General features: G+C 73.5%; 3 protein-coding genes. 1 reads left to right on the top strand and 2 read right to left on the bottom strand.

Features of this window, described 5'->3' with window-relative positions:
- Nucleotides 1-3,858 (top strand): thioester reductase domain-containing protein (locus ACWCPF_RS31645; protein ID WP_451048520.1); only part of this gene is annotated, 3,858 nt, incomplete at its 5' end.
- Between the two features lie 108 nt (nt 3,859-3,966).
- Here the strand turns inward: ACWCPF_RS31645 and ACWCPF_RS31640 are convergent.
- On the bottom strand, nt 3,967-4,965 hold the full coding sequence (locus tag ACWCPF_RS31640; RefSeq protein WP_451048519.1) for a helix-turn-helix domain-containing protein: 999 nt from the start codon (nt 4,963-4,965) through the stop codon (nt 3,967-3,969).
- Between the two features lie 140 nt (nt 4,966-5,105).
- A complete protein-coding gene (locus ACWCPF_RS31635; RefSeq protein WP_451048518.1) occupies nt 5,106-8,879 on the bottom strand; it encodes a S8 family serine peptidase in 3,774 nt (1,257 codons plus the stop codon).
- Nucleotides 8,880-8,989 lie beyond the last annotated feature (110 nt).

The raw sequence follows: 8,989 nt of genomic DNA, 5'->3' as shown, positions 1-8,989 counted from the left end.
CACACCGTCGACTGGCAGCGGCTGTTCGCGCCCGGCACCGCCACCGCCGTCGACCTGCCCACCTACCCCTTCCAACACCAGCACTACTGGCTGGACAGCACGTCGACGGGTGCGCGGAACACCGTCGGACTCGGTCTGAAGGAGCCGGGACACCCGCTGCTGACGACGGCCATCGCGCTGGTCGGCGGGGACGGCGCGGTGTTCACCGGGCGGCTCTCGCTGCACACCCACCCCTGGCTCGCCGACCACCGCGTCGGCGGCACGGCGACGCTGCCGTCGGCGGTCCTCGCCGAGCTGGCGGTCCGGGCCGGCGACGAGGTCGGCTGCTCCGGCGTCGCGGAACTGACGATCGACACCGCGCTGACCGTCCCGGACAGCGGCGGAGTGCAGGTACAGGTGACCCTGGGCGCGCCCGGCGCGGACGGCCGCCGGCGGATCACGGTCGGCTCCCGGCCGGACCGGGACGACCCGGACGCGTCCTGGGAGGTCCACGCCACGGGTCTGCTCACCGAGCCGACGCCCCCGCCCGCGGTCCTCCTCGACGCCTGGCCGCCGCCCGGCGCGACCCCGACCCCGCTCGACGACCTCTATCGGCGGCTCGATGAGAAGGGGCATGCGCACGGGCCGGCGTTCCAGGGGCTGCGGGCGATGTGGCAGCGGGGCGAGGACCTGTTCGCGGAGGTCCGTCTCCCCGAGGACACGGACGCGGACACGTTCGGGATCCATCCCGCGCTGCTCGACTCCGCGCTGCACCCGCTGCTCGCCGCCGGACACGACACCGCCGGTCTGTCCTGGCACGGTTTCGACCTGCACGCCGTCGGTCCGCGCTCGCTCCGGGTCTGGATCCGGCCCAAGGGTCAGGACGCGTTCCGGCTGTGGCTGGCCGACGACGCCGGCGAACCGGTCGCGGAGGTCCGCGCGTTGAAGCAGCACCCCGCGGCAGCCGCCGTCACACAAGCAACACAAGCAACACCAGCACTACAAGCCGCAGAAGGCACAGAAGGCACAGGTGCACAAGCCGCAGCACTCGACGATGCGACGGGTGACTCCCTGTTCCACGTGGTCTGGTCGCCGGTCGCTCTCCCCGAACCGGAGGACCTCATCCCCGCTCGGCTGGCCGTGCTGGGAGACGCCCTGCCGCCCGGCCTCGGCCGTCGCGTGGCGAGCGTCGCGGACGCCGGCGAGGACGTCGTCGTCGCCCTGATCGACGAGGCGGCCGGACGGGACCCGGCCCAGGCGGCGCATCGCAGCACCGTGCGGGCGCTGGAGCTGGTGCAGGACGCGCTGGCGTGCGGGACGTCCCGGCTGGTGCTGGTCACGACCGGCGCCGTCGGCACCCACGACGGCGAGGACGTCGAGCTCGGCTCGGCCCCGGTGTGGGGGCTGGTCAGGTCGGCCCAGGCCGAGAACCCCGGCCGGATCACGCTGATCGACCTGGACGGCGACCCGGCGAGCGCCGAGCGGCTCCCGCTCGCCGTCGCGGCCGGCCACGAGCAGTTGGCCGTCCGCGCGGGACGGGCGAGCACCCCCCGGCTGGCCAGGGTGCGCGCGGCCGGCCCGGCGGCACGGCCGCAGCTGCGGCCGGAGGGAACGGTTCTCGTCACCGGCGGCACCGGCGCGCTGGGCGCCCTCTTCGCCCGGCACCTGGTCACCGACCACGGCGTCACCCACCTCCTCCTCACCAGCCGACGCGGCCCCGACACCCCCGGAGCCGACGCACTCGCCCACGAACTCACCGCCCTCGGCGCCACCGTCCGCATCACCGCCTGCGACGCCGCCGACCGCTCCGCACTCGCCACCCTCCTCGACTCCATCCCCACCGACCACCCCCTCACCGGCATCGTCCACACCGCCGGCGTCATCGACGACGGCATCATCACCGCCCTCACCCCCGACCGCATCACCTCCGTACTCCGCCCCAAAGTCGACGCCGCCTGGCACCTGCACGAACTCACCGCCGGCAGCGACCTCGCACTGTTCGTGCTGTTCTCCTCCGTCGCCGGTGTCGTCGGCTCACCGGGGCAGGCGAACTACTCGGCCGCCAACCTGTTCCTCGACGGGCTTGCCCAGCACCGCAGGGCGCACGGGCGGCCGGCCGACTCCCTGGCCTGGGCGGCGTGGGCGCAGCAGCACGGCATGGCGTCCCGGCTGTCCGAGGTGGACTGGAACCGGGCGACGCAGTCCGGCCTGCGGCCGATCTCCCCGGCCGAGGGCCCCGCGCTGTTCGACGCGGCGCTCGGCTGCCCGCACCCGACGACGGTGCCGATGCATCTGGACGTCGCCCTGATCCAGCGGCAACCGGGCCCGGTGCTGCCGGTGTTGCGGGGTCTGGTGCGCAGGCCGGCCCGGCGTGCGGTGAGCGCGACGGCCGAGAGCACCGGGCTGCTCGCGGCCCGTCTCGCCCCGCTCGACGAGTCCGGTCGGCGCGAGCTCCTGCTGGACCTGGTGCGCACCGCGGCGGCCGCGATCCTGGGCCACGGCGGAACCGACGGGATCGCCGCCACCAGCGCCTTCACCGCGCTGGGGTTCGACTCGCTGACCGCGGTCGAGCTGCGCAACCGGCTGGAGGGCGAGACGGGCCTGCGCCTCGCGCCGACCCTGTTGTTCGACCACGGCACCCCCGCGGCGCTGGTCGAGTACCTGGGAGCGGAGCTCGCGCGCCGGACGGAGGGCGCCACGCGGTCCGCGGTGGACTTCGCGGCCGAGGTGCGGCTCGCCGCGGACGTGGTCCCGGCCGAGGACGTCGTCAGTGTGGTCGCCGACCCCGGGCAGGTGTTCCTCACCGGTGCGACCGGGTTCGTCGGGGCCTTCCTGCTCAGGGATCTGATGCGGGAGACCGGGGCCACCGTGCACTGTCTGGTGCGCGGGGCCGACGAGGCGACCGCGCTCGGCCGGCTGCGCGCCAATCTGACCTGGTACGGGATCTGGGACGAGATCGACGGCGACCGGCTGTCGGTCGTCACCGGCGACCTGGCCGAGCCGCGTTTCGGTCTCGGCGCGGAGCGGTTCGACCGGCTCGCCCGGGAGGTCGACGTGGTCTACCACGCGGGCGCCACGGTCAACTGGCTGCATCCGTACGCGTCGTTGAAGGCCGCCAATGTGACCGGCACCGAGGAGGCGCTCCGGCTCGCCGCGCTGCATCGGACGGTCCCGTTGCACTATGTGTCGAGCACCGGCGTCTTCGCCCGGCCGGCGCCCGACGGCGCCGGGCTGTCGCCGCAGGACCCCACCGGTCCGCCGGAGGAGCTGACCAACGGGTACCGGCAGAGCAAGTACGTCGCCGAGAAGATCATCGGGCTGGCCCGGGAGCGCGGGCTGCCGGTGTCGGTCTACCGGGCCGACGTCGTGTCCGGGGCGCAGACGGACGGCGCCTGCCAGACCCGTGACTTCGTCTGGCTGAGCCTGAAGGGCAGTCTGCAGGCGCGGGCGCTGCCGGCCGGGGCGAACGCGCTGTTCCCGATGGTGCCGGTGGACTACGTCAGCGCGGCCGTCCTGGCGCTGTCCCGCACGGCGAACGGCGAGACGTTCCATCTGTTCAACCCGGTGGCGATCGGTTTCGCGGACATGGTGGCGCGGCTGCGCGAGTCCGGCTACGTCCTGGACGAGGTGTCCTGGGACGAGTTCGTGGCGACGGTGCGCGCGGACCGGGACAACGCGCTCTTCCCGGTGATCGACATCTTCCGGAGTTATATGACGGCGGGCGAGGCCCTGTACATGCGGATGGACGTCGGCGCGACGGAGGCCGCGCTGGCCGGCACGGGCATCGTGTGCCCGGAGATCGACGCCGAACTGTTCGGCAGGTACACGGAGTTCTTCGCGGGGGCCGGCTACTTCCCGGCCCCGGTGAAGCTCGGGTAGGCACGGCGCCCTGGCGATCGCCCTCCGATCGCCCTCCCCGATCGCCTCCTCGTTCCGTGCGGACGGCCCTCCGCACGGAGCGAGGAGGACCACCCGGCGGGCCGTGGGTCAGAGCCAGCCCCGCCGTGCCGCCTGCCAGGCGAGCTGCATGCGGGTTCCGGCTCCGGCGAGTTCCATGAGGCGTTGGACGCGGCGCTGGACCGTCCGCCTGCTGAGGTTCAGCTGGGAGGCGATCGCCTTGTCCGCGACTCCGGCGACCAGCAGGGACAGCAGTTGCCGGTCCGTCGGGGAGAGCGATGCGGAGGTACTGGAGTCGTCGGCCTCCAGGATGGCCGTGTCCGCGACGGTGAGCGGGACGGCGTTCTCCCAGTAGCTCTCGAACAGCGCGACCAGGGCGCTCAGCAGGTTGCTGTCGCGCACCAGCGCGGTGGTCGGTTCGCCGGGGTTGCCGTTGGGGCCGCCGGGGACCAGCGGGAAGACGGCGACCGAGCGGTCCGCGATCGCGAGGCGGAGCGGCAGCTGAGGGACCGAGCGGGCCTGCTCGCCGGCCCGGACCCCGGCCACCACGTTCGCCACGGCGCCCTCGTCGGCGAAGAAGTCCTTCTCGTACAGCACGCGGTACGAGACTCCGCGGGCCAGCGCCTCGTACTCCTCCGTGTTGGTGCCGGAGGGCATCGCCACGTACTGCGCCTTGCAGAGCCACAGCATCTCGTGCCGCGAGTCGGCCTGAATCCGTTTCAGGTGCTGGCGCAGGGCCGCCGCGCCGGTGATGACTTCGAGGAGCTGCCCGGCGTCGTGCCGGCGGGCCGTCTCGCGGTAGGTCTCGACCAGCCGGCCGGCTTCCATCTGGGCGACGTGCAGGGCGTCGGCGTTGTTCTTGATGCGGGGCAGGAGGGCGACGTCCGGGGGTACGGCACGGAACACGCGGGGCGTGCCGTCGGTGCCGGTGGCGAGTCCCATCTCGGTGAGCGTCTCCAGGACGCGCAGGCCCTCGGCGCGCGTGGTCGCGGTGCGCTCGGTGATGTCGTCGACCGTGGCACGGTCGAAGGTCACCAGGAGCCGGTAGACGGACTCCTGTTCCGGAGAAAGGCCAACTGCTTCCAGCACGCGCGCCCTCCCCGGTACCCATGGCGTGGACCGTTGAAGACTGTACTGCACGGGGTGCGCGACCTGTTCTGCGAGCGGGGGTGAGGGGAAAGAGGGCGGGGGCGGGCCGTGACGGCCCGCCCCCGCAAGGTCCGGCAGTGTTACCGGTGCTGCGCGAACGCGCGCCGGACGGTCTGGCGGACGGTGTTGCCGGCGGCGTCCCGCGCGGTGACGCGGAGCGTCACATACGCCTCCTTCCGGTCCTTGGGCAGGCCGCGGACCACGGCGCGGAAGGCGTTCTGGCCGCGCTCGCGCACCTCGGCGGTCTGCCAGGTGCGTCCGTCGTCGAACGAGGTCTCGACGCGGGCGGTGACGCCTCGCGGGGCGGCGAGTCCGTCCTGCGAGCGCACCGTGACGCCGAGGTCGTAGGAGCCGGCCGCGGTGACCGTGTTGTGCGCGTCGACCGGTACGGCGTAGTCGAGTTGCAGCAGGGCCAGCGGGGTGGCGCCGTCGGTCTTCCCCGAGCGGAAGGACCAGGAGGTGGCGGTGGAGGTGGCGTACTGCCAGTCGGGGGAGTTCCGGTCCGTCGTGAGGTCGAGCCGGTAGTCGGCCGTGCCGACGGGCACCTGCGCGTCCGCCCAGGCGGAACCGAGGTCCGCGAGCTTCTTGCCGTTGCGGTACAGCACGGCCGTGGCGCTGTCGCCGGACGGGGCGGTGTCCGAGGCGCCGCCGACTCCGCCGGACGCCGTGGGGCGCGACCAGTGGCCCGACTGCGAGTCCGTGAACTCCGGGATGCGCAGCTTCAGGACGTTTCCGTCGCGCACCGTCGGCGTCGTGGTCCCGCGCGGGATCGACGGGCGCACGACCGCGCCCTGCCAGGTCTCCGCCGTCTCGGCGCCGGCCCGGTAGGTGCGCGGGTTGTCGCGCATGCCGTCGCCGAGCTCCAGGTCCTGGGTGTACATCACGGTGTGGTGGACGAGGTGCTGCCACGTCGTGTCACCGGCGCTGACGTACTCGGTCCGCTTGAAGCCGGTCGGCACATGGCGGGAGTACTGCAGCCAGGCCGTCTGCTGGGCGGGCCGCCAGCCGAAGCGCTGCTCGCTCGCCCAGCCGGAGCCGTTGTTGGCCGCGTACGTGCTCTGCACCACCGCGCTGTTGGACTTGCTGACGGTGTGGACGACCTGCTCGGGGACGCGCTGCGAGGAGACCTGCGTGACGTCGTACAGGTAGGGGCTGCGCGCGGTGCCCTGGAAGGTCACCTTCGTGGCGCCGCGGTGGATCCGCCGCAGCAGGGCCGCTCCCGTGTCGGCGCCGATCCGGACGGTGGGCAGCGCCCAGCGGTCGCCGTCCGGCTGCCAGCGGGTCCAGGGGTTGTCGCTGAAGTGGACGACGAGCACGGCGCGGGCGCCCGCCGCCGCGAGGCGTGCGATGAGCGACTGGCCGCCCTCCCCCGCCACGTCGGTGACGACCGCGACCTTGCCGCGGACCTGCTTCAGGACGGGCCTGTCGACGGTGCCCGCGTCGACGGCCGTCAGCGTGGCTCCGCTGTCGCCGAACGTCGGGGAGGCGGGCATGTAGTAGGAGTTCAGCTTGCCCGGCAGACCGTTGGCGGTGGTCTCCAGGAGCGGCGCGACGAGCTGCCACCGGGACACGAACTCGAAGGCACCGTCCTTGACGGTGGCCGTCGGGCTGACGTACAGCCGCTTCGCGTTGTCGAAGAACATCACGCCCTGAAGCAGGCCGTTGCCGCTGATGGAGCGGTACGTCTGATAGCTGAGGATGCCGCGCTGCTCGGCGGGGCGGGGCGTGCGGATGTCGACCCGGGTGGTCTTGCGGGCGTCGACGACGACGGCCGTGTCCTTGGTGACCTTGACCTCGGGGAGCACCACTTCGCGCAGCTCCTGGCCGTCGTGCGCGGTGGTCAGGAAGGTGGTGCTCAGCTGGTAGGTGCCCTCTTCGACCTCGGCGACGGCGTTGTCGAGGTCCGTGTACGCGGCGAAGCCGTCGGCGCCCCAGATCGTCGGCAGGGCGCCGGGGACGAGCCGGCCCTCGGTGTCGTAGGTCTTCACGGTGAGCCGGTGCGTGGGACCGCGCACGATCAGGCTGAGGGTGGTGTGCACGGCTGCCTGGCCGGCGGCCGGGGTGGCGGTGACGTAGCCGTAGTACTTGCCCTGTCCGGCCTTGGCCGGGTCGACGGTCAGGGGGACCTGTGCCGTCCCGCCGGCGGGAACGCGCAGCGAGGTCGTGCCGAGCTTGAGCGCCTCGGCCGGGACGGCCTTGCCGGCGGCGTCGGTCAGTGCCGGCTTCAGGGCGAGGGTGATCTCGGCGCCGGAGGCGTTGGTGTACTCCAGCGTGGCGGTGCGCGGTTCGGCGCCGACCTCGACGGATCCGAGGGGGAGGGTGCCGGTCGCGACGACCGGGCCCAGCGCGGCGGCGGCCGCGTCGATGCGTCCGCTGCCCTGCTCGGTGACCTTCTGGCCGGGGATCGTGCGGGCGCTGCTGATGAGCGCGTCCTTGATCCGCGCGCCGCTCCAGTCGGGATGCCGCTGGGCGATCAGGGCCGCGGCGCCGGCGACGTGCGGGGTGGCCATGGAGGTGCCGGAGGCCGCGACGTAGTACTCGTCGACCGGCGTGCCCATCGTGGTGCCCGCGGCGCGCGCGGCGACGATGCCGACGCCGGGGGCGGTCACATCGGGTTTGACCGCGCCGTCGCCGAGCCGGGGTCCCCGGCTGGAGAAGGCCGCCAGCGCGTCGGCGTCGTCCACCGCGCCGACCGTCAGGGCCTCGTCGGCCGCGCCGGGTGAGCCGATGGTGCCCGGACCGGCCGCGCCGTTGTTGCCGGCGGCGACCACGAACAGCGCCCCGGTGCTGCGGCTGAGCTCGTTCAGCGCCTGGCTCATCGGGTCCGTGCCGTCGCTGGGCTGGTCGGAGCCGAGGCTCATGCTGATGATCTCGGCGCCCTCGGCCGCCGCCCATTCCATGCCCGCGATCACCTGGGACTGCGTGCCGTATCCGTTGTCCCCGAGGACCTTGCCGACGAGCAGGTCCGCGGCGGGGGCGACGCCCTTGCGGGCGCCGCCGGACGCGGCGCCGGTGCCGCCGACGATGGACGCCACATGCGTCCCGTGTCCGAACACGTCACCGGTGCCGGTGCTGCCGGAGAAGTCCTTGGCCTCGGCGACCCTGCCGACCAGGTCGGGGTGGGACTGGTCCACGCCGGTGTCCAGGACCGCGGTCCTGACGCCCTCGCCGTGATAGCCGGCCGCCCAGACGGCCGGTGCGCCGATCTGGCCGGTGCTGCGGTCCAGGACGGCGCCGACCCGGCCGTCGAGCCGGACCCGGGGCACCGCGGCGAGCGCGGAGGCCGTCGTGCGCTGCCCGTTCGGGGTGAGTTCGGCCCAGAACCGGCTCAGGTCGTCCTGCGCGACGCGCAGGGACCGCGCGTCGATGCTGTCGAGTTCGCGGACCTTCTCGGCCGGGTCGGCGAAGCCGGTGAGCTTGCGCAGGGTGGGGGCGGGGGCCCCTTCCGAGCGGTCCACGATCAGCGGCAGCGCGGTGGTGTGCGCGTCGTCGTAGCGCTGTGCCACGAGGGCGGTGACGTCGAACAGCTCCCGGTCCAGACGGCCGGCGGAGACCAGCGGCTCGGCGTCGGAGGGCAGCACGCTCAGGTGGCCGTTCTGCTCGATCGTGCGGAAAACGATGTCACCGCGCCCGGCGCCGGGCCGGACCGAGGCCGTCTGCCGGCCGTCGGACGCGGTGGCCACCGTGACCGTGTCGCCCGTGATCAGATGTACCGTCGCCGCTCGGCTCGCGGCGGTGGCGGGCGTGGCCGTGGAGCCGGGCGGAGGTGCGGTGCCCGCCGACACCGGTGGGACGGTCGCGGCAGCGAGCGCGAGGCCCACCGCCAGGGGCACCACCAAACGGATTCGTCTCATCGCTGTCGTGTTCTCCTCGGGACGCGGATAGCAGTTCACACGTTGGACAGAATCCGGTCACCGCAAAGCCGTGTCATCGCATCCCGGTGGCACAGGTGGGACATGGCGCA

It is taken from the genome of Streptomyces sp. NPDC001858 (genome assembly GCF_053594615.1).
Note: the sequence above shows the minus strand (reverse complement) of the source record. Positions and strands in the feature narration are given on the sequence as shown.

What these genes read in the sequence shown, in the direction of transcription:
- ACWCPF_RS31635 (WP_451048518.1), bottom strand. Translation starts at nt 8,879, where the DNA reads ATGAGACGAATCCGTTTGGTGGTGCCCCTGGCGGTGGGCCTCGCGCTC.